The sequence below is a fragment of the Blautia sp. SC05B48 genome (assembly GCF_005848555.1).
In the GTDB taxonomy this organism is placed as follows: domain Bacteria; phylum Bacillota; class Clostridia; order Lachnospirales; family Lachnospiraceae; genus Blautia_A.
On sequence record NZ_CP040518.1, the window covers coordinates 2,557,501 to 2,579,928 of the forward strand.

The window sequence follows — 22,428 nt, forward strand, 5'->3', positions numbered from 1 at the left end:
CAGATTAAAAAGAAAGAAACAGGCGAAGCTGCCTGATAAAAATAGAACGGGCACTGGAAAGTGAGCTCTGTCGGAAACAGAGTGGAACCAGAAGATTTTCGATAAGTCCGGTGCTAACCCTAAATCAGTCGGGAAGGACTGTTATAATAGCTGGTTTTTACCAGTGATCAGAGATTACAAAACAGTTTGTGAGTTCTGATGGCTGATAAAACATCAGTCAGCATTGTACCTTGAAAACTGCATACATGAAATTTGATTAAGTTAATCAAATATCCTTAAACGCAAAGTATTAAGAAATTAATGCAAACGCAAAGATAGGAAGACATCGATTTATCTGTTATGAACAGAGTAATCAAACACATACGTTACGAACGTGAGTGTAAACTTCGTGAGAAGAAAGCACTTACTGGTAGTAACATGAGAATCAAGAGACCGCATCACCTACGCTAGGGTGATGAATGCAAATGGTCAAGCAATAAGGGCACAGGGCGGATGCCTTGGCACTAAGAGCCGATGAAAGACGTGATAAGCTGCGAAAAGCTTCGGGGAGGAGCAAATATCCCGTGATCCGGAGATGTCTGAATGGGGAAACCCGCATGAGCAGACCTCATGCATCCATACGCCAATCCATAACGTATGGAAGGGAACCCGGGGAACTGAAACATCTAAGTACCCGGAGGAAAAGAAAGAAACATCGATTCCGTAAGTAGCGGCGAGCGAACGCGGAGGAGCCTAAACCGGTGTGCGTGCATGCCGGGGTCATGGACTGCATTTAAGATTCAGCGAAGTTAACAGAACGGTTTTGGGAAAGCCGGCCGGAGAGGGTGAAAGCCCCGTACGTGAAAGCAGAGCTGACTGAGCAGGATCCGGAGTACCACGAGACACGAGGAACCTTGTGGGAAGTAAGGGGGACCACCCCCTAAGGCTAAATACTACTTAGTGACCGATAGCGCATAGTACTGTGAAGGAAAGGTGAAAAGGACCCCGGGAGGGGAGTGAAAGAGAACCTGAAACCCTGTGTCTACAAGCTGTGGGAGTACTTTATATGTACGACCGCGTACTTTTTGTAGAACGGTCCGGCGAGTTACGCTTACTGGCAAGGTTAAGTCCTCAAGGGATGGAGCCGTAGGGAAACCAAGTCTTAACAGGGCCAGAGTCAGTAGGAGTAGACCCGAAACCGGGTGATCTATCCATGTCCAGGTTGAAGCTGCCGTAAGAGGTAGTGGAGGACCGAACCCACATCCGTTGAAAAGGGTGGGGATGAGGTGTGGATAGGGGAGAAATTCCAATCGAACCCGGAGATAGCTGGTTCTCCTCGAAATAGCTTTAGGGCTAGCCTCGGTGTGAGTCTTGCGGAGGTAGAGCACTGAATTTCCTAGGGGGCGTCAAAGCCTACCGAAGAATATCAAACTCCGAATGCCGTGTAGATATCACCGGGAGTCAGACTGCACGAGATAAGTTGGGCGGTCAAAAGGGAAAGAGCCCAGACCTACAGTTAAGGTCCCAAAGTGCGCGTTAAGTGGAAAAGGATGTGGGATTTCGAAGACAACCAGGATGTTGGCTCAGAAGCAGCCATACATTCAAAGAGTGCGTAATAGCTCACTGGTCGAGAGGTCCTGCGCCGAAAATGTCCGGGGCTGAAACGCGCCACCGAAACTAAGGAATCTGAAAAGATTGGTAGAGGAGCATTGCATGCGGGAAGAAGCAGTACCGAAAGGAGCTGTGGACTGCATGGAAGAGAGAATGCCGGAATGAGTAGCGAGATAGAGGTGGGAATCCTCTAGGCCGAATATCCAAGGTTTCCAGGGTAAAGCTGATCTGCCCTGGGTGAGTCGGGACCTAAGGTGAGGGCGAGAGCCGTAGCCGATGGACAACAGGTTGATATTCCTGTACTGCAGTATGACAGAACTGTGGGGACACGTAAGGAGAGCGGGAGCCGGGAATGGAAAGCCCGGTACAAGCGAGGTACCAGTACGGTAGGAAAATCCGCCGTGCAATGGGAAGACGTGATGTGGAGCGAAGATTAGTAGCGAAGCCCGTGAGCCATGCGTCAAGAAAAGCCGCTATCGTTCATATTGTACCCGTACCGTAAACCGACACAGGTGGATGAGGAGAGAATCCTAAGGCCGGCGGAAGAAGTATTGCCAAGGAACTCGGCAAAATGGCCCCGTAACTTAGGGAGAAGGGGTGCCTGCGAGAGCAGGCCGCAGAGAATAGGCTCAAGCAACTGTTTAGCAAAAACACAGGTCTATGCGAAACCGAAAGGTGAGGTATATGGGCTGACGCCTGCCCGGTGCTGGAAGGTTAAGAGGAGAGGTTAGCAGCAATGCGAAGCTTTGAATTTAAGCCCCAGTAAACGGCGGCCGTAACTATAACGGTCCTAAGGTAGCGAAATTCCTTGTCGGGTAAGTTCCGACCCGCACGAAAGGCGTAATGATTTGAGCGCTGTCTCGGCAATACATCCGGTGAAATTGAAGTGCCAGTGAAGATGCTGGCTACCCGCGCCAGGACGGAAAGACCCCATGGAGCTTTACTCCAGTTTGGCACTGGGGTCCGGTGTTGCATGTACAGGATAGGTGGGAGGCTGAGAAACGGTAACGTCAGTTGCCGCGGAGCCGCTGTTGGGATACCACCCTTGTGATATTGGGCTTCTAACCAGCCGCCGTAATCCGGCGGTGGGACAATGCCAGGCGGGGAGTTTGACTGGGGCGGTCGCCTCCGAAAGGGTATCGGAGGCGCCCAAAGGTTCCCTCAGAATGGACGGAAACCATTCGAAGAGTGCAAAGGCAGAAGGGAGCTTGACTGCGACACCGACGGGTGGAGCAGGTACGAAAGTAGGGCTTAGTGATCCGGTGGTATTAAGTGGGAATGCCATCGCTCAACGGATAAAAGCTACCCTGGGGATAACAGGCTTATCACTCCCAAGAGTTCACATCGACGGAGTGGTTTGGCACCTCGATGTCGGCTCATCGCATCCTGGGGCTGTAGTAGGTCCCAAGGGTTGGGCTGTTCGCCCATTAAAGCGGTACGCGAGCTGGGTTCAGAACGTCGTGAGACAGTTCGGTCCCTATCCGGCGTGGGCGCAGGATATCTGAGAGGAGCTGTCCTTAGTACGAGAGGACCGGGATGGACGGACCGCTGGTGGACCGGTTGGCTTGCCAAAGCCATGGCCGGGTAGCCAAGTCCGGAAGGGATAAACGCTGAAGGCATCTAAGCGTGAAGCCCCCCTCAAGATGAGATATCCCATTCTTAGTGAAGTAAACCCCCTTGAAGACGACGAGGTAGATAGGGCAGAGGTGGAAGTGTGGTAACACATGGAGCTGACTGTTACTAATCGGGTGAGGGCTTGACCAAAAAGCAGGTCGCAATTGATTCAAGTGATTAACCATCAACAAAGCATGTATGTAGTTTTGAGAGTATAAAAATTAAGCAATATTTAAACTGTTTGGTTTAGATATTGCTTTTTTTGATGTAATTAAAAACAAATATTATGCATGGCAATTAAAAAATAAAAACGGAAAGTTCATTTCTCAAAATAAACAGAGAAGAACTTTCCGTCTTTTATTTTATCACGATATTATTCTTCCACAGCAAGAAGTGCAATACCCTCTTTTGCTTCGCCAAGATCAAGCCATGTGATTCCGCTGGCGCCAGTCATGATGGTTTTTCTTGTCATGTTCCAGGTGTCAATGACATCAATTTTGTATTTATGGTCTTCTGGAAGGATGAAGAAAGGTTTTCTTGAGCAGTGTTTTCCAAGGTATTTGATGTAAACCTGATCACCGCATCTTTCGGAAAAGATTTTATCTTTCAGCGCACCTGCATCATCTTCTGGTTCAGTAAGGCTGGTAACGAGAGAGATGATCGGATGATCCGGGCCGGCTTTATATCCGAGAAATTCATCTCCGAATGTTACAGATTCCGGCTCGTACCAAGGTTCAATGGCAGAAGGAAGGCTTTCCATGAGTTCGCGGAGAAAAGCGATTCTTTCCGGGCTTTTGCCTTTCAGTTTTCCGTCTTTTGCCCACCAGAGGACATCGTCATCGGAAAGATAGGTTTCACCGATTGCTGAGAAGATGGTCGTAAACATCTTCCTCTTTTATGATTTCTTCGATTTTGTACCATTCCTCTTTTGATTTGGAAAAACATAAGTCATATTCGTTTGCCATGCTCCATCAGATACCCGGGAATGCAGATAAACGGCGGACAAGGTAGCGAAGATAAGTTTCATTCTGTTCTGGTGCTAATTTTGAGAAGCCCCATCTGTCGTAAGGATGGAATAAGATAAGATCTGATTCAATATCCATTTCCTGAAGGTGGGAGATCACTTCTTCCAGATGATTCCAGAATTTGTAGTTTGGATGATCTACATCCCAGTTTCCTTCTGTATCTTTGCAAAATGCGAATTCCCGAGGTCCATTTTCGTTAATTCATAGGATTTTGGGAAAACACAGAAACGAATCTTATTAAAAGGAGACGTATGCAGTGTCTGCAGAGTTTCTTTTTCCAGGGCGTCATCCTGATGAATCAGCGCATATACGGTAGTTCCAAAAGGAATGTAGGAGTCTCCGTTTTCGTAGACAAAATGGCAGCCCTGTGTGTGTACCATTCCGTGCTGCGTGGATGCAGTACATTCTTCCTGTCCTTCTGCTTCTACGGCACCTGTGACTTTCCAGGAGTAGACTCCGGCTTCGCGCGGAAGAAAACGTACTTTATAGGTTCCGTTTCCATCATAAAATCCTTTAACCGACTGAGAGGAATTGCCGTTTGTGAATACAGCTTTGATATCGGCAAGTGTTTCTGAGCCGTCTGGTTTTTCACCCTGGAAAACCAGTTCAAACATTTTGTTCTGAATCATATTTTTATCTCCTTTGATTGTTTTTAGCACATTTTTTATAAAAATTTCAAATCATGTTAAACGAATTATGACAACTATATTTTAGCAACAAATCCGTGTTACATATATATTAATTTCGATATTTATATCTTTATTTTGCACTGTTTGCGATTTGAGTGATATTTTACTAACTTACAAAACTGTACCCTAAAAAAGAATAAAAATTGTCACTTGTCATATATCCACTCATAAAGTATCATAACATCTGTGTTATTACACTGACACGCTAAAACAATCATACACAAAAGTAATAACAGAACGAGAGGGGACATTATTATGAACACACAGAACAACACAGTAGTCAAGCTTGCAGAAACTGCATTACTTGCAGCGTTATGCTACGTATCCTTTACATTTTTGCAGATCAAGATCCCAGTGCCGGGTGGAGATGCAACATCGATCCATATCGGAAATGCTTTCTGCGTGCTGGCGGCATTACTTCTTGGCGGCGTATATGGAGGACTTGCAGGTGCGATCGGAATGGGAATCGCGGATGTGATGGATCCGGTTTATATTACAGGTGCGCCGAAAACTTTTATCCTTAAATTCTGTATCGGTCTGATCGTAGGTCTTGTGGCACATAAGATCGCGAAGATCAATGAGAGCACAGATAAGAAATATGTTTTTAAATGGAGTGTGATCGCATCCATCGCAGGACTTGCATTTAATGTAATCGCTGATCCGATCGTGGGATATTTTTACAAGCAGTATATTTTAGGGCAGCCACAGAAGCTTGCAGAGGCACTGGCAAAAATGAGCGCGGCGGCAACCTTTGTCAATGCGGTTGTATCAGTGATCCTGGTAGCAATCATCTATAATGCGGTTCGTCCGGTACTGATCAAGAGTCATCTGCTCACAGTTACTAAGAAAAAAGAACAGACAGCATAATTTATTGAATTGCTATAAGTAAGTTTTCGGCGTGGTTGTGGAGAGCAATAAGCAGAGTGCTTTGTCCAAATCCAAATTCATAAAGAAGTATATAAATAACAGTTTTCAACAGTTATTCTTACGAACATTTTACAGATGTGAAAGTAAGAATAGCTGTTATTTTTTTACACTAATACGCTGTAACACACATATATTGTGTGCTTTTCATAAAAATAAGAAAGATAAATTGTGCAATATTCCAGACAAAATATAAAAAACATATTGACACAGCAAAATAAAATAGTTATAATTCTAAACATTTGAATTATAACTATTAACATAATTAAATCGAATGCTTTTATCCGTTTGATTAGATAAAGGAGAGGAAGTGAACATACAAATGCAGGATTCATTTCACTATCTGGCCATGGTAAATCAGATGATGATCCAGAAAAAGCTCATGGAGCAGCTGAAAACCACAGGTCTTACGCTGGGACAGCCGAAAGTTCTGGATTATCTGAAGGATCATGACGGTGCCAGCCAGAAGGAAATTGCGGCAGGATGCCTGATCGAAGCAGGATCACTGACCTCCATACTGAACCGTATGGAGGAGAAAGGCCTGATCGAGAGAAAAATGCTCAACGGAAACCGTCGGACTTTTCATATTTTTATGACAGAATCCGGTAAGAAAAATCAGAAGCTTGTGGAAGCTGCTTTTGAAAAAATAGAAGAAACAGCATTTTCCGGTATTTCAGAAGAAGAACAGAAAAGATTTATGCAGACATTTGAAAAGATTTATAAAAATCTTAATGCTAAATAAATGAAACAAAAAGAGAGGGGAATAAATAATGGACAAACTGAAACGATATCTGATTTTTCTGGTAGGACTGTTTGTGAACTCGCTGGGAGTCAGTCTTATCACCAAGGCGAACCTGGGAACGTCGCCAATCTCATCGATCCCGTATGTATTAAGCCTTAACTTCCCGTTTACGCTCGGAAACTTTACCATCTTTTTCAGCATTTTTCTGATCGTACTGCAGCTGATAATCCTGAGAAAGAATTTTAAACTGGAGCATATTTTACAGATTCCGGTATCCATTGTATTCGGATATTTTATCGATCTTACCATGCTTCTTTTTTACTGGGTAAACCCGGAGATGTATGTGATGAAGATCGTTTATCTTCTCATCGGATGCCTGATCCTCGGTTTTGGTGTGTACATGGAGGTTCTGGCCGATGTAGTTATGCTTCCGGGAGAATCTTTTGTCCGCGCGATCGTCCTTACCTGGAAAACAAATTTCGGAACTACCAAGATCTGCTTTGATGTTTCCATGGCTGTGATCGCCGCAGTACTGTCATTTGTTTTTGCAGGCAGACTGGACGGTGTGCGTGAAGGTACTGTAATTGCCGCACTGCTGGTTGGATTTATCGCGAGACTTTTCGGAAAGAAGTTTGCTTTTGTAAAAACAATGCTGTTTCCGGAGACTGTTCAGGAAGAACAGCAGAGAGAACAGGTGGCTCAGACACAGCATGGCATTCAGGTAAAAAATGTCATCGCTATAGGAAGACAGTTTGGAAGTGGCGGCCACGATATCGGCAAGGCACTTGCAGAGAAGCTTGGCTATGATTTCTATGATGCAGAGATCATTCAGATGGCAGCAGGAACAACAGGCTATACACCGGAATTTATTAAAAAGAATGAGGAGATCATGACAAACAGCCTCCTCTATGATCTTGTCAATCAGATGTATTTAAACAGTAATTCTCAGGATGAGGCACCGAAGGATAAGATTTTTGCGGCGGAGTCAAAGGTAGTACGTGAGCTTGCAGAAAAAGGAAACTGCGTGATCGTGGGCCGGTGTGCAGATTATGTTCTTCGAAATTCAGAAAACTGTCTGAAGGTATTCTTCTCAGCACCTCTTGAGAGCAGAATCAAAAGAGTTTCCAAAAGACAGAATATCTCTGAAAAAGAGGCAAAGACAGTCGTACAGAAAAATGAAAAGCTCCGTGCAGACAACTACCGTTATTACACAAGAAGAATGTGGGGAGCAGCAGGCAATTTTGATCTCAGCTTGAACACTGATCTTGGCGAAGATTATATCGAAACCTGTATCCGCGGAGCGATGAAACTGTAATTACGGAGTATTCCGTACCCGGCAAAATCCTATACAATTTGCAAAGAGTCTGTGTTATGCTGAATAGCAGATAGACACGATACATGGATTTTACAGCATCACTGATTTTGTGAATTGCTATAGGAGAGTTGGGGAAATTGCTTATGGGTGATCATAAAAAATACATATTAAACAGATTGGCTGAACTGACAGGCGTTGATATTTTTTGTCAGGCAGACGAAACGTTGTCAAGCTATCAGAGAAATTCAGAACTGAATCCGATTTTCAGGAACAGCCAGCTGAGAGAAGGATTAATGAAAGAGGAAGACAGTATTTATTTTATCTGTGTAAGATCAGAGGAACGGTATTATTTTGCAGGTCCGTTCAGCCTGGGCGTGCTGAACAAGGTGGAACTGCATAAATATTATAAGCGTTACGGGATACACACAGATAAAGAGAAAATCCTGAAAAGATTTCAGTTTTCGGAAGTGATGGACATTGCACAGATCATGGATGCAGTTTTAAATGAAAATACAACAGAGGATATGGCAGATCGACCCGAAGGGACTGCGCTATGTACTGAACACTCTGTGGGATCGTTATCAGAAGCCGCTTTTCATCGTGGAAAACGGCCTTGGTGCTATGGACAAGCTGGTGCAGGGTGAAGATGGTGAGATGACTGTAGAGGACGATTATCGTATTGAATATCTCCGTGATCATATCCGCCAGATGGAAGAAGCTGTTATGGATGGCGTAGATCTGATGGGATATACCACATGGGGATGTATCGATCTTGTCAGTGCATCAACAGCAGAGCTTCGCAAGCGTTACGGATTCATCTATGTAGACCGCAATGATGACGACAGCGGAACATTGAAGCGTTATAAGAAAAAGAGCTTCCATTGGTATAAAAAAGTTATTGAGACCAATGGACGGGAATTATAAGATACTGAGAAATTTAGAATATTAAGACAAAAAATCTTCCGGGAGTCTGTGAGATACGCTTCCGGAAGATTTTTTGTTAAACGAAAATAAGAACGCTGGTTTGTCAGTCCTTGGCGTTCTGAGTGTTTTTCCGGACTTTGGTAGGCGTACATCCAAAATGTTCCTGAAACATCCGGCGAAACAGCTTGTAGTTGGTGAAACCATGCCGTTCCAGTATTATGTGAACAGGGTCTTTGGTGTTTATAAGATCCTTGTAAATAAAAGAAAGCCGGTATTCGTTCTGATATTCCAGAAAAGTAACTCCCATTTTTTTCTTGAAAAATCTGCAGAAATAGCCGGTCTGCAGGTAAGCGACACCGGCAATCTCGTCCAGAGATATGGGACGCTGATAATTTTCGGCAATGTAATTCAGAACAAAGTTCAGCCGGTCAAGATCTTTTTTCTGCTGGCTTAGATCACTGTGAAAGATCCGGACGCGGAAATTGTGATACAGCTGAAAAAGAAGCTCAAAGATCAGACTGTTAAAACGCAGGATAAAACCATCTGGCCGGATATCGTCAATGATCTGAAGCTGCTCCAGAGTCGTTTTCAGCATTTTCAGTTTTGTTCTTTTTACGGGATCTTTTGTATGATGATCCCAGATAAACATAAACTGCTGAACATTCGGAATATATTTTTCCATGAAATCCACAGGAACCTGGAGAACGATCGCTTTATTTGGAACTGTGCATTTGGTGGAATGAATTACATTGGCATTGATCAGGATGCAGTCTCCCGGGTGGATGGTAAAGCTGGTATTTTCTATGGTGACATCAAGAGCGCCTTCCTGCATATAAAGGATCTCAACAGCCCTGTGCCAGTGCGACGGAATGTAGCTTCCGTTGTCTGTAGAAGTGTAAAATTTAACGTTGGTGACACCCGAATAATCTATGATCTCATAGGAAATTTCTTTTTTATCCATAAAACCCTCCTGCAAAAAGAGAATATTGACCTATATATTGGAGCTTTTTTGACCTAATAGATACAGAATCGTTATGATAGTATAATACCATAAAACAAAGCTTCATGGTCATGGAAATGCGAAATAAAACAAAGGGAGAAGTAAAAAAATATGAATCAAAAGAGTAAATTGACCTTTGGAAAAATTGTGGAACGTTTTTCTTATGGTTGTGGTGATTTCGGATGTAACATTATTTATACAGCAATGTCAGCGTTTCTGCTGTTCTATTATACGGACTATGCCAATGTCAGTGCGATAGCAGTGGGAACCATTATGATGGTTTCGCGTATTTTTGATGGAATCAGTGATATTATCATGGGTGTGATCGTTGATCGTACAAAATCCAAGTATGGAAAAGCAAGGCCATGGATCCTTCGTATGTGTATTCCGTTTGCAATATCCGGAATCCTTCTGTTTTCCGTTCCGGCTTCCTGGGCATCAACACCGAAGCTGGTGTATGTATTTATCACATATAATCTGGTATCTACAGTGATTTATACAGCGATCAATGTACCGTATTCTGCACTGAACGCACTGATGACACAGGATCCGTATGAGCGTTCTGTTTTAAGTATTTTCCGAAATCTTCTGGCAACAGCCGGAACACTTACGATCAATACATTTACACTTCCGCTGGTGGAGCACTTCGGAAACAATGCAGCAGCATGGACTAAAACATTTATAGTATTTGGCTTTGTGGCAATCGTAGCATTTTTATTTACTTTCTTTGGAACAAAGGAACGTGTACGTGCATCTGAGAACAGCGGAGAGACAAAGGCAGAGGATGTGCCTTTTGTAACAGGTATCAAAGCACTTTTCAAAAACAAATACTGGATCATGATGACAGGTATGCTTGCCCTTTTCTTCCTTATGTATTCTGTTAACGGTGGTGCGACTGTATATTATGCAAAAGATATTCTCGGCGACAAAAATCTGGTAGGTACGATCAACGGTATTTTTAATATTGTACAGATCTGCGGAATGTTCTTTATTGCCATGATGGTTAAGAAACTTGGAAAGAGAAATGTATTTTCTATTGGTCTTATCCTGGATATCATTGGAATGCTGGTACTGAATTTTTCCGGTGGTTCCATGGCAATCATTGTGATTTCCAGTGTGATCCGTGGTGTTGGTAATGCCTGTGGCGGTGCAACTATGTGGGCAATGGTTTCCGACACGATCGATTATGGTGAGTGGAAAACAGGCTGCCGTACAGAGGGCCTTGTAAACAGTGCCTGCAGCTTTGGATATAAGATCGGAAATGGAATAGGATCTGCACTTCTCGGACTGATTCTGGAAATCGGCGGCTATGTGGGAACTGCAGCTGTACAGACAGAATCTGCACTGACTTCTATTAAGATCTGCTTTGTATGGATTCCGATCGCAGTTTATGTATGCGGACTTGTGATCATGAAATTTTATCATCTGGACAAGGAATTTGCCGGAATCATCGAAGATCTGAAAAAGCGTACACAGAAGTAAAAGGAGAGTACCGGATATGAATATAAAAGGCGTAAATCTTGGAAATTGGCTGGTTCTGGAGAAATGGATGAACCCGGCCCTGTTTGAGGGAACAACAGCGGAAGATGAGTATTATCTTCCAACGCAGCTTTCACCGGAGGTATATGAAGCAAGGATAAAAATCCATCGTTCGGAGTACATCACAGAAAGAGATTTTGTAACCATAAAAAGAATGGGAATGGATTCTGTCCGTATTCCGGTACCATATTTTATATTTGGGGACAGAAAGCCATTTATCGGCTGCATTGAAGAACTGGATAAAGCATTTAACTGGGCGGAAAAGTACGGACTTACCATTCTGATCGATCTTCACACTGTACCGTTAAGCCAGAATGGTTTTGATAACGGTGGAATCAGCGGCGTGTGTAAATGGGCACAGAATCCGGATGAGGTAGAATTTGTTCTTGGAGTTCTGGAACGTCTGGCAAAACGATACGGTCATAGAAAAGGTCTGTTTGGCATACAGCCGTTGAATGAACCTGTAACTGAGAATATGTGGGAGACTATGGATGTGCAGAACCGTTATGCACCGGCAGATCCGGAGCTAGCAAAAGGCTCAGCCCCGATCACCATGGAATTCTTAAGAAAATTTTATCTGGAAGCATACGATCGGATCAGTACTTACATGCCAAAGGAAAAATACGTTGTGCTCCACGACGGCTTTGAGCTGATGGCGTGGAAGGACTTTATGCAGGAAGAAAAATATTCCAATGTGATTCTGGATACTCATCAGTATCTGATGGTGGCAGAGGCAAGAGGCTGCAGTCAGACGATCGAGGGATATCTGAAATATGTGCGTGAGGAGCTGGAACCACAGATTACGGAGATGGAAAAATATTTCCCGGTGATCTGCGGTGAATGGTGTCTCTTCAATTCCCTTGCATGCGGCTGTGATACAAAAGGCGGACAGAGTGTGCTCAACGGAGTGGAAGGAAGCGAACGGGAAAGTCTTTCCACAGAAGAGAAAAAAGAAATCTATGCGGCTTTGGCGAAGGCACAGCTGGAGCTTTGGGATAAATGCAGCGGATATTTTTACTGGAGCTATAAACTGCTTACAGATACCGTGAATACTCCGGGCTGGATCGGCTGGGACAGCTGGGATCTGGGACGGTGCGTTGATTTTGGCTGGTTTCCGGCCGGAAAAGGAGAAAAATAATATGATTATAAATCCAATACTTCCGGGTTTCAATCCGGATCCGTGCATCTGCCGGAAAGGCGATGATTACTATATGGCAGTTTCTACTTTTGAATGGTTTCCGGGAATTCCGGTTTATCATTCAAAAGATCTGAAAAACTGGGAACTGTATACACATGTTATTACAGATGACGAAAAAGTAGATCTCAAGAAACTTCCAAGCGCAAAGGGAATCTGGGCTCCGTGCCTGACCTACTGCGAGGAAGAGGACATGTTTTATGTTGTCTATGGAGTAATGAATTCCATGAACGCCAGATATTTTGATGTGGACAATTTCCTGATCTGTGCAAAAGATATCCGCGGACCGTGGAGTGAGCCGGTTTATCTTCATTCTTCCGGCTTTGATGCTTCTCTGTTTCACGATACCAACGGAAAAAAATATGTGGTATCTCTGGAGTGGGAGACAAGAGAAGGCTATGAGAAGCCAGGCGCTATCTGTATGGTAGAATATTCTCCTGAGAAAAAAGAGATCATCGGTTATCCGAAGAGAATCTGGCGAGGTGGTACAGACCGGGGATGCATTGAGGCACCGCATCTTACAAAACGTGGGGAATATTATTACATTATGTGTGCAGAAGGCGGTACAGGTTATAATCACTGCGTGACAATGGGACGGTCCAAAAATGTATGGGGACCATATGAAAAAGATCCGAAGAATCCTATCGTTACCAGTGTTCCCGGAGAATCCTATGAGCGTCAGGATCCAGATCATCTGAAACCAAAGTACTATAATTCGGACTCTGTGCTTCAGAAATCCGGTCACGGAAGCTATGTGGAACTTCCGACAGGAGAGGTTTATCTGGTTCATCTCTGTGCAAGACCGTTTGTACCGGAGCTCCGCTGTACACTTGGAAGAGAAACTGCAATTCAGAAAATGATGTGGACTGAGGATAACTGGCTTCGCATGGCAGATGGAAGCAATCTGGCGAAGATTGAGGTGCCGGAAACATCCCTTCCGGAATATCCGGTGGAAAAAGCTCCGTACTTTGATGATTTTGATGGGGATGAACTTGGAAACTTTTATTATTCCCCAAGGCTCATGCCTCAGCGTTTTGCGGATGTGAAAGTAAGAAAAGGCTATGTGCGTATTCGTGGACAGGAATCAAGAACCTCTCTCAACAAGGTAAGTATTCTGGCCAGAAAGCTCACAAGTGTCTATGCGCGGATCACCACAAAGATGGAATTCACACCGGAAGTACATCAGCACAGCGCAGGTCTGATCCTGTATTACGACAACATGAATTACATTAATCTTCGTAAATATTACAGTGAAACCCTGGGACAGAGTGCGTTGTCCATCATCCATCTGGAAAACGGAGAAAAAACAGAGTTTCTGAACACCAGAATTCCGGTAGAAGATAAACCAGTTTATCTGAGACTTTATATAGAGGGAAGAAAATCCTGGTTTGAGTGGAGCTATGACGGAGAAACTTATGAAAAGATTGGACGTATCTTTGACACCACAAGATTTTCTGATGAGTACTGTAAGTACGGAGAATTTACAGGAACCATGGTTGGAATCACCTGTGCAGATCGCATTCTCCACAAAAAATGTGCGGACTTTGACTTCTTCGAATATATTGCAGATGAGAGTCATATGGTGGAGTAAAAAGATACAAAAAAACGGGGATTTATCGTTATAAAGACTATTGAAAATAAAAGAAGTTTGTAGTAAGGTAGTAGCTACAACGCTTACGAAAGGGAAGACTGTTTCGGGTGGGCAGTCTTCTTTTTGTGGAGAATTTTGGATGAAGGAAAACGAAAAACAAGGAGGAAGAATTTATGGAGAAGGTAAAAGAGAAATCTTCTTTTTTCCGAAAGTTCGTAGGAGATAAGAGATTTTATCTGATGGTCCTGTCTATTGCGGTACCGATCATGGTACAGAACGGAATCACAAATTTTGTCAGTCTTCTGGACAATATTATGATCGGTCGTATCGGTACAGAACAGATGTCAGGAGCAGCGATCGTCAATCAGCTGATCTTTGTATATAATCTATGCATTTTCGGCGGGGTGTCCGGAGCGGGAATTTTTACAGCACAGTATTTCGGACAGAAGGATCATGAGGGTGTCCGCCAGACACTTCGTTATAAACTGTGGATGGCAGTGATTCTGACAGCGATCACCATTATACTGTTTCTGACAGCAGGGGGTTCACTGATCAGCATGTATTTAAAAGGTGACGGAACCGCACAGGAAATCAGGGATACTCTTATTTATGGGAAACAGTATTTATGGATCATGCTTCTGGGACTTCCGCCATTTATGATGGTGCAGGTCTATGCAAGTACCTTACGTGAATGCGGTGAGACTGTACTTCCAATGAAGGCCGGGATTGTGGCAGTGCTGATCAATCTGATATTTAATTATCTTCTGATCTATGGAAAATTCGGCTTCCCGGAAATGGGAGTAAGAGGTGCGGCTGTTGCCACAGTGCTCTCCAGATATGTGGAAGCCTGCATTGTCCTGAGCTGGACACATAAGCATACAGAAAAGAATATTTTTGCACAGGGGCTGTATTCAACATTAAAGGTTCCGGCGAACCTGACAAAGAAGATACTTATTAAGGGAACCCCGCTGCTTCTGAATGAGACTTTATGGGCAGCCGGAGTGGCCATGCTGACACAGTGTTATTCAGTCCGTGGACTGAACGTGGTTGCGGGATTAAATATTTCCAATACCATCAACAATGTATTTAATATCGTATTTATCGCACTTGGAGATTCGGTAGCCATTGTTGTAGGACAGCTTCTGGGGGCAGGTAAGATGAAGGAAGCCAGAGATACGGACAACAAGATGATCGCATTCTCTGTGTTCTGCTGTACCTGCGTGGCAGCCGTGATGTTTGTGATGGCACCACTGTTTCCAAGGCTTTACAATACCAATGCTGAGGCTCGTACTCTGGCGAAATATTTTATTATGATCACAGCATTTTTCATGCCGCAGAATGCATTCCTGCATGCAACGTATTTTACATTGCGTTCCGGCGGAAAGACCATTGTTACATTTCTGTTTGACAGTGTGTTTATCTGGGTGGTAAGTGTGACGATCGCATTTACCTTAAGCCGTTTTACAGGTTTGCCTGTACTTGTGATCTACGCAATGGTCCAGGCTGCGGATATGATGAAATGTGTCATTGGATTTATCCTTGTAAAAAAAGGCGTATGGCTTCAGAATATTGTTTCATAGAATTTTTTGAAATCTTCCGGGAGGGGTGCTTCCAGGGAGATTTCTTTTTTTGCATTTTTGTCATGATACATGGAAGACGGGGTGTCGGAAGCAATTTCATCAATTGGAAATGGAAGTTGAAATTTAAGCTTCCACGCGTGGAGTGCAGCTCGGGAAAAATGGTTCGACATGTCCGATAAACAGTACAGAGAATCACCCAGAAGAGGATGCCCGAGAGATGCCATGTGCACACGGATCTGATGGGTACGGCCGGTTTTCAGACGGAGCATTACAAGGGAAGCCGGAGCTGCTGCGTCAGGGCCGGTAGATTTCAGGACAGAATAAAGGGTTTCTGCATGTTTGCTTCCGGGAAGCGTGCCATCTGTGGATACGACCATTTTCAGACGGTTATCCGGGTCAGGTGCAAGTGGAATTGAGATCCTGTGAAAAGATCCATATTCATCCACAGGCATGAAACCGGAAACTGCAGCCAGATAGGTTTTCTCTGAAAGCCCCTCCGCACGCTGATTTTGTAATCTGGCTGCAGCAGTCTGGTTCTTGGCAAAGAGCAGGATACCGGAGGTTTCTTTATCCAATCGTCCGATAGACCGGACTTTGGTAGGCTCTTCCTTGGACCGGAAATAGGAAGCCACCTGGTTGGAGATACTGTCACTGTAGTGAGAACCGGAAGGGTGAGTGACTATTCCAGCCGGTTTGTTTATGGCAAGAATATCCTGGTCTTCGTAGAGGATTTCCAGTTCAGGAAAAAAATGTGAAGTTGAAGCTGATAAACAGCAGGAATCAGAATTAGAATATGAACAGAAGGTTAAGCCTGTAGAATGATGGAAACAGGATTTGTGACGGTCTGAATTGACAGTGAAAGTCGCAGATTCCAGCTGGGCAGAATCCACATCGTCCGTTTCCAGGCATACTGTGATCTGATCCCCGGGATAAGCTGTTTCCGTTACCCGGCACTGCTGTCCGTTTTTCCGGATACCACCGGGACGGAACTTTGCCTGGCTGATCTGCTTTTTTGTAAGACCAGCCTGAGTGCGAAGAAAGTGGGAGATAGGTATTGGAACAGCTGTTTCCGGGATATGGATAGTAAGATAGCGGTTCATTGTGAGAAATCCTCCGATTATAGATTATAGTAAAACATTGAAAAGACATCTATATTCTGTAATATAGGACAGTTGCAGGTGCGGCGGTGGATGTAATCGGATTTTATTTATGCTGATAATAAAACACAGCAACCTGTGTCCGATCCCTCAGCTGCAGTTTATCCAGAATGGAACTGAGATAATTTCGTACAGTTCCCTCACTGAGAAACAGTTCTGCGGCAATCTCCTTATTGCTGTATCCGTTGGCAATCAGCCGGATAATATCCAGTTCCCGTTCATTGATCTCCCGGGAAGTATAATCAAATCCACCGGAAGACTGCAGAAGCTCCGGGATCTTGGACATGATCTCCGTGCCGAATACAGTCTGTCCGGAATAGACTGCCTGCAAAGCTGGAAAAATGCTGGTATAATCCTGCTTCAGAAGATAACCCTTTGTGCCAAGGCGGAGGGCTTTTACAATATATTCATCATCGGAAAAAGTAGTCAGAAGAAGAATTTTAGCCTCCGGAAATTCATCCAGTATCTTTCTGGAAGCTTCCAGTCCGTCCATTCCTTTCATACGGATATCCATCAGAAGAATATCCGGAAGATATTCTCTGTACAGAGTACAGGCTTCTTCACCATCAGAGCCGGTGGCAGTCACTTCGATATCCGGGTTTGACTCAAGAATGGTTTTTAATGCACCTGCAACCAGGCAATCATCGTCTACGATTATAATTTTCATGTCAAAATCTCCTGTTTATGAGTTATAAAAAATAAATTTACAGATCAGAAAAAACGGACGAATCCAATATGCCGGGAAAGTACTTTGATCAAACAGGGAAGGTTTCCGGCAGAGTGAGAAATATCTGTCTGCTTCAATTAGAAACAGATTTCGGGATCGTCACAAAGATCCGAAAACCATTCTCCTGCGTAATCTGGACTGTACCGCCCAGCGCCTTTGCGCGGTCCCGGATATTGGATAGCCCCATACCACCGGAAGTATTTCCTTCCTTATTGATGTCTGCTTCAGTTTGAATATCCGGAATTCCATTTCCCGGTGTTCCATTATCCTCAATGCACAACTGATAAAGTGCAGGATGCTCCCGCAGAAGAATATTTACGGAATCTGCATTACTATGCCGCATCACATTGGAAAGCCCTTCCTTTGTAATACTGATCAGACTGTATTTCACCTCTCTTGGAATCTGCCTGGACATATCATAAGTAAGCTTCACCGGGCAGAAGGTGAAATCCTTTACAAGTCCTTTTATGGCATCTTCCAGATCTACCGCATCGTCATGAAGATCATGGACACTGGAACGGATGCTGCTCATGGCCCCATTCAGAGATTCTTCCAGATTTCCGAGCAGAGGATCAAGAGCATCATTTTTGTTGATGGTTTTGCAGGCAGCAGTCATAAGGATAGAACGGGATAGTACATGTCCCACATTATCATGGATCTCTCTGGCAATTCTGTTACGCTCACGCAATGTAGCTGCATAGATCTCGTAATCCTGTTTTTCCAGAAGTGCCTTGTTTTTTTCAGAAAGAAGAAGCGTATGTTCCTCACTGTCATCCCGGATCTGATGGAAATCCTGGTAAAGAGTCTGATATTTTCCTGCATAGAGCCAGAGAAAAAATGAGAGAATGAATCCAAAAATCCCAAGCAGACAAAGAACTGCCGGAAATCTGTTGATCTGAAAAACCAGAAATCCCCAAAGTGGAAGCTCAGCCACTGCCAGAGGAAAAAGTTCGGCAGATAAAGTCTGATACAGAAGCAGCGGGAAAAACAGAAGAAGATCCGAAAACCACAGGGAACATAATCCAAAGATCACAAAACTTCCGGCAAGAACCGGAATGATATTTCCGGAGCGCTTTAACACTGGCAAAGAATTGCGTGAACAGGATGTTCTACATATCCTGCACAGATAAGTAATGCAGCAAAGGATCACCGCAAAAAGGAGGGCAAACACAAGAGACTGATCTGCAGGCACATAAAAAAACGTCAAAGTACTGTATAAAAACAATAGGATGGAATCTGTAAAATAACGCATAAAAAATATACCCTTTCTACTACAGAATTACAGCATTTTCCGAAAGTCATGCAGATAACCGGCTAAAATTATCGCATCCTGTTCCGGGAGAACCCCTTTCGCCGCACAAATTTCTGAAATCAATGTGTCTATATTATAATATACCGGTTCCTTCCCTGCAAAGAAAAATCTGAGCTCTTGCGAAAGACATGACATTTGTCATTCGCAGATAATGACATCCAACACTTGGAGCAGACAGAAGAAAAAGATATAATAGATCATAGAAGAAATATGAATTTCTGCAGTAAAAAAGGAAAGACCTGTTTAACGGACAGGAAAAGGGGAGGAAAACATATGCCACAGAGTATGGTCCACATAGAAAATCTTGTAAAACGATACGGTGATCTTACCGCACTGAATCATCTGGAACTGGATATCCGGGAGGGTGAGATATTCGGATTACTTGGTCCTAACGGCTCGGGAAAGACAACGGCCATCAACTGCATTTTGTCACTTCTGAAATATGACAGAGGTCAAATAAAAATATTCGGAGAAGAGATGAAGCCGGACAGCTATAAGCTCAAGGAACAGATCGGGATCGTTCTTCAGAATGTAGCCGTTTTTGATGAGCTGACAGTGCAGGAAAATATAGATTACTTCTGCGGCCTTTACATACGAGACAGGAAACGGAGAAAAGAGCTGGTGGAGGATGCCATTGAATTTACAGGTCTTGAAGATTTCTGCAAAATGTACCCGAAGAAGCTTTCCGGAGGCCTTTTGCGCAGATTGAACATTGCCTGCGGGATTGCCCACAAGCCAAGACTGATCATCATGGATGAGCCGACGGTAGCTGTAGACCCACAGAGCAGAAACAAGATTCTGGAAGGAATCCAGACGCTGAACCACCAAGGCTCCACCATTATCTACACATCTCATTACATGGAAGAAGTGGAGCAGATCTGTACCAGGATCGCCATCATGGATCACGGAAGAGTCATCGCTCAGGGAACAAAAGAAGAATTGAAGCAGATGATCAAAACAGGAGAGACCATCACCGTAGAAGCCATTGCTCTGGAAGAAAAAAATCTCCGGGATATCCGCACACTGGAGCATGTGTTTGATGTGCAGTATGAAAAAGAGGTGCTGGTCGTGCGCTGTACCGATGCGAAGCATAACCTGATCCGTCTTCTTAATTATCTGCAAAGTCAGGATATTTCTTTTGGAAGAGTCTTTTCCGAGCTGCCCACATTAAATGATGTCTTTCTGGAGATCACCGGAAAACAGCTGAGAGATTAGGAGGGATGGGAGATGTTGCATTTACTGAAATACAGTTTTCTTTCCAAGATCCGGAATTTTAACATTGTATTCTGGCCGCTGATCTTTCCGCTTGTGCTTGGAACCTTTTTCTACTTTGCATTCGGAAATATCAATGAAGCAGATTTTCAGACGGTTCCTGTGGCAGTGGTGAAGAAAGCTTCGGCAGATACGTTTTTTATGACCTATCTGGATGAAGTGGAAAAAAGCAGTCCGGATCTTTTAAAGGCAGAAAAAATGCCGGAAAAAGAAGCTTTGGAAGCATTACAGGATAAAAAAATAAAAGGAATTTATTACGTGGGAAAAGAGCCTTCCCTTACAGTAGCAGGAACCGGAATGGAAGAAAGCATCCTCCAGACTGTTCTCGACAGCTGTGAAAACACCAGAACGACCATCACCAACATCATGAAAAAAAATCCGGAGATGGACATAGAAACCATAACAAACCTGTTAAGCACTGACAGTCTGGTAAAGGAGGTCTCTCTTGGTGGTCGGACCATTGACGGAAATATGCAGTTCTTTTACGCACTGATCGCTATGGCCTGCTTGTACGGAGGTTTCATTGGCTTTGGCTCTGCAATCGGGATCCAGGCCAATATCACACCTCTGGCAGCCAGACGGTGTGTAACGCCGACCCACAAGCTGAAGCTGATCCTTACAGACCAGCTGACATCTTTTGCTCTGGGCTATATGGACGTGATCATTTTGATCCTGTATCTCCGGTATATTCTTAATCTGGATTTTCAGGGACAGATGGGAAAAATGCTGGTGATATCTTTTTTCGGAAGTCTCATCGGTGTATCTATGGGAATGTTTATAGGCAGCTTCGGAAAAATGCAGGAAGGTGCCAAAATCGGGATCATACTGGGAATTTCCATGGTAAGCAGTTTCCTTGCAGGATTGATGAACGGAAATATGAAGGATATCGTGGAAAAAAGTGTTCCGATTGTGAACCGGATCAATCCTGCATCACTGATCTCAGATGCGTTTTACTGTATTAATGTGTATGATGATATGATCAGATATTATAGAAATCTGATCACACTGGCGGTAATGTGTGTGGTGCTGGCGCTGGCATCCTTTTTCATGGTCAGGAGGGAACGTTATGACAGTATTTAAAGGCTATATGAGGATCATGAAAAAAAATACAGGTCTGATCCTCCTGTATCTGGGCATTTTTTTCGGAGTGACAATGGCACTTCAGGCAGCGGCCGGTAAGGAAACTTATACCAGCTATGAAAGCGAAAAAATAAAGATCGGAGTGGTGGATAAAGACAACGGACCACTTGCAGAAGGACTGGTAAAATGGCTTGAAGGTACGCATCACGTGACCATGCTGGAGGATAACAGGGAGAAGCTTCAGGAAGAGCTTTTTTACAGAAATGTAGAGTACATCGTGGTGATCCCTGAGGATTTTTATGAGAACTGTATGGTAAACGGAGAGAGCATTTCTGTGACAAAGGTGCCCGGATCTTACTCGGCATATTATGTGGATCAGCAGCTGGAGAGCTGCCTGAATACAATGAGGACATATCTGAAAGCCGGTTTTTCCCAGAAGGAAGCGGCAACAGCAATCCTGGATGAAAAAAGAGGAGAAGTCACTATGCTGGATACAGATGAAAACAGTGGTACGTCCGGATGGCTCTATTATTTCCGATATATTCCATATCTGTTTCTTGCATTACTCTGCTATGTGATGGGCTACGTGTTGATGGCTTTCAAAAAAGACGATATACCAAAAAGAATGCAGGCATCTGCGGTTTCTGCAAGACGGCAGAGTCTGGAAGGGCTTCTGGCCATGTTTATCATGGGCGGGGGCTTATGGGGAATCGGTATGGCTGGAGCCATCCTTATGTATGGAAAAACATTTCTCAGTTCAGAAAATTTCGGATACTATGTACTGAACACTCTGGTGATGATGGCAGTGGCACTTTCGCTTTCTTATCTGATCGGTCTTTTTGTAAAAAACAGCAACATGTTAAGCGGGATCGCAAATATTCTGTCTCTTGGAATGTGCTTTCTGTGTGGTGTGTTTGTTCCCATGAATATTATGGACAGAAACGTCCTGAAGGTGTCTCAGTTTCTTCCTGTGTACTGGTATGAAAACGTAAATGAGACTCTTGGAAGTTACAGCCACCTTACAGGTGAGGCAGCTGTATCGGTGTGGAAAGGCATTGGACTGGAAGTTATGTTTGCGGTAGTTTTTGTCTGCATGATCCTGGCAGTGACCAGGTATCAGAGGCAGAAATAAACAGAAGTAACCGAAGAAGA

At 43.9% G+C, this 22,428-nt stretch carries 16 protein-coding genes, 2 rRNA genes and 1 pseudogene (1 of these 19 only partly in view); 13 read left to right on the forward strand and 6 right to left on the reverse strand.

Going from position 1 to position 22,428, the window contains the following annotated elements; translation table 11 throughout:
• Together rrf and EYS05_RS11735 are read left to right on the forward strand one after the other, a co-directional pair.
• Positions 1 to 5: ribosomal RNA gene (rrf, locus tag EYS05_RS11730) — 5S ribosomal RNA — on the forward strand (it extends 113 nt beyond the left edge of the window).
• Between the two features lie 460 nt (positions 6 to 465).
• A 23S ribosomal RNA gene (locus tag EYS05_RS11735) occupies positions 466 to 3,355 on the forward strand.
• Between the two features lie 222 nt (positions 3,356 to 3,577).
• Here EYS05_RS11735 and EYS05_RS11740 read toward each other — a convergent pair.
• The gene (locus EYS05_RS11740; protein WP_138277228.1) at positions 3,578 to 4,090 is read right to left on the reverse strand and encodes a DUF5605 domain-containing protein; all 513 of its coding nucleotides are present in this window, start codon (positions 4,088 to 4,090) and stop codon (positions 3,578 to 3,580) included.
• Positions 4,091 to 4,366: 276 nt separating this feature from the next.
• On the reverse strand, positions 4,367 to 4,858 hold the full coding sequence (locus tag EYS05_RS11745; RefSeq protein ID WP_138277229.1) for a DUF5060 domain-containing protein: 492 nt from the start codon (positions 4,856 to 4,858) through the stop codon (positions 4,367 to 4,369).
• Between the two features lie 315 nt (positions 4,859 to 5,173).
• Here EYS05_RS11745 and EYS05_RS11750 point away from each other — a divergent pair, with 315 nt between their 5' ends.
• From EYS05_RS11750 to EYS05_RS11765, 4 genes and pseudogenes are all read left to right on the forward strand, one after another.
• Positions 5,174 to 5,785, forward strand: a complete 612-nt coding sequence (locus EYS05_RS11750) for an ECF transporter S component (RefSeq protein WP_118514791.1) — start codon at positions 5,174 to 5,176, stop codon at positions 5,783 to 5,785.
• A 379-nt stretch (positions 5,786 to 6,164) separates the two neighbouring features.
• Positions 6,165 to 6,584, forward strand: coding sequence for a MarR family winged helix-turn-helix transcriptional regulator (locus tag EYS05_RS11755; RefSeq protein ID WP_118514789.1), 420 nt, complete (start codon positions 6,165 to 6,167; stop codon positions 6,582 to 6,584).
• Positions 6,585 to 6,612: 28 nt separating this feature from the next.
• Entirely contained in the window at positions 6,613 to 7,899 is a 1,287-nt protein-coding gene (locus EYS05_RS11760; RefSeq protein ID WP_138277230.1) for a cytidylate kinase family protein, read from the forward strand.
• Positions 7,900 to 8,424: 525 nt separating this feature from the next.
• Positions 8,425 to 8,823: pseudogene (locus tag EYS05_RS11765) on the forward strand (family 1 glycosylhydrolase); the annotation flags it as partial.
• A gap of 103 nt (positions 8,824 to 8,926) precedes the next feature.
• On the opposite strand, the gene EYS05_RS11770 reads toward EYS05_RS11765, so the two are convergent.
• Positions 8,927 to 9,784: an AraC family transcriptional regulator gene (locus tag EYS05_RS11770; RefSeq protein ID WP_138277232.1), complete on the reverse strand. Its 858-nt coding sequence runs from the start codon at positions 9,782 to 9,784 to the stop codon at positions 8,927 to 8,929.
• A 150-nt stretch (positions 9,785 to 9,934) separates the two neighbouring features.
• On the opposite strand from EYS05_RS11770, the gene EYS05_RS11775 reads away from it, so the two are divergent.
• The 4 genes from EYS05_RS11775 to EYS05_RS11790 all read left to right on the forward strand — a co-directional run bounded on the left by EYS05_RS11775 (position 9,935) and on the right by EYS05_RS11790 (position 15,728).
• Complete coding sequence (locus tag EYS05_RS11775; protein WP_138277233.1) at positions 9,935 to 11,305, forward strand: MFS transporter; 1,371 nt, start codon at positions 9,935 to 9,937, stop codon at positions 11,303 to 11,305.
• 16 nt (positions 11,306 to 11,321) lie between these two features.
• Positions 11,322 to 12,500: a glycoside hydrolase family 5 protein gene (locus EYS05_RS11780; protein ID WP_138277234.1), complete on the forward strand. Its 1,179-nt coding sequence runs from the start codon at positions 11,322 to 11,324 to the stop codon at positions 12,498 to 12,500.
• Between the two features lies 1 nt (position 12,501).
• Complete coding sequence (locus EYS05_RS11785) at positions 12,502 to 14,148, forward strand: glycoside hydrolase family 43 protein (RefSeq protein WP_138277235.1); 1,647 nt, start codon at positions 12,502 to 12,504, stop codon at positions 14,146 to 14,148.
• 173 nt (positions 14,149 to 14,321) lie between these two features.
• Positions 14,322 to 15,728 (forward strand): MATE family efflux transporter, encoded by a 1,407-nt coding sequence (locus EYS05_RS11790; RefSeq protein ID WP_118514777.1) that lies wholly within the window; start codon positions 14,322 to 14,324, stop codon positions 15,726 to 15,728.
• Here the strand turns inward: EYS05_RS11790 and EYS05_RS11795 are convergent.
• From EYS05_RS11795 to EYS05_RS11805, 3 genes are all read right to left on the reverse strand, one after another.
• Positions 15,710 to 16,828 carry an RluA family pseudouridine synthase gene (locus tag EYS05_RS11795; RefSeq protein ID WP_138277236.1) on the reverse strand — a complete coding sequence of 373 codons (1,119 nt, stop codon included), beginning with the start codon at positions 16,826 to 16,828 and terminating at the stop codon, positions 15,710 to 15,712. The genes EYS05_RS11790 and EYS05_RS11795 overlap by 19 nt on opposite strands.
• A gap of 103 nt (positions 16,829 to 16,931) precedes the next feature.
• On the reverse strand, positions 16,932 to 17,552 hold the full coding sequence (locus tag EYS05_RS11800; RefSeq protein WP_118514773.1) for a response regulator: 621 nt from the start codon (positions 17,550 to 17,552) through the stop codon (positions 16,932 to 16,934).
• 133 nt (positions 17,553 to 17,685) lie between these two features.
• On the reverse strand, positions 17,686 to 18,693 hold the full coding sequence (locus EYS05_RS11805; RefSeq protein ID WP_243119306.1) for a sensor histidine kinase: 1,008 nt from the start codon (positions 18,691 to 18,693) through the stop codon (positions 17,686 to 17,688).
• Between the two features lie 516 nt (positions 18,694 to 19,209).
• Between EYS05_RS11805 and EYS05_RS11810 the strand changes: the two genes are divergently transcribed.
• Genes EYS05_RS11810 through EYS05_RS11820 form a run of 3 tightly spaced genes read left to right on the forward strand, consistent with a single transcriptional unit; the run spans position 19,210 to position 22,408 of the window.
• Positions 19,210 to 20,139, forward strand: a complete 930-nt coding sequence (locus EYS05_RS11810; protein ID WP_138277725.1) for an ABC transporter ATP-binding protein — start codon at positions 19,210 to 19,212, stop codon at positions 20,137 to 20,139.
• A 12-nt stretch (positions 20,140 to 20,151) separates the two neighbouring features.
• Positions 20,152 to 21,276: an ABC transporter permease gene (locus tag EYS05_RS11815; RefSeq protein WP_138277238.1), complete on the forward strand. Its 1,125-nt coding sequence runs from the start codon at positions 20,152 to 20,154 to the stop codon at positions 21,274 to 21,276.
• A complete protein-coding gene (locus EYS05_RS11820) occupies positions 21,263 to 22,408 on the forward strand; it encodes an ABC transporter permease (protein WP_118514767.1) in 1,146 nt (381 codons plus the stop codon). The genes EYS05_RS11815 and EYS05_RS11820 overlap by 14 nt, the downstream gene beginning before the upstream one ends.
• Positions 22,409 to 22,428 lie beyond the last annotated feature (20 nt).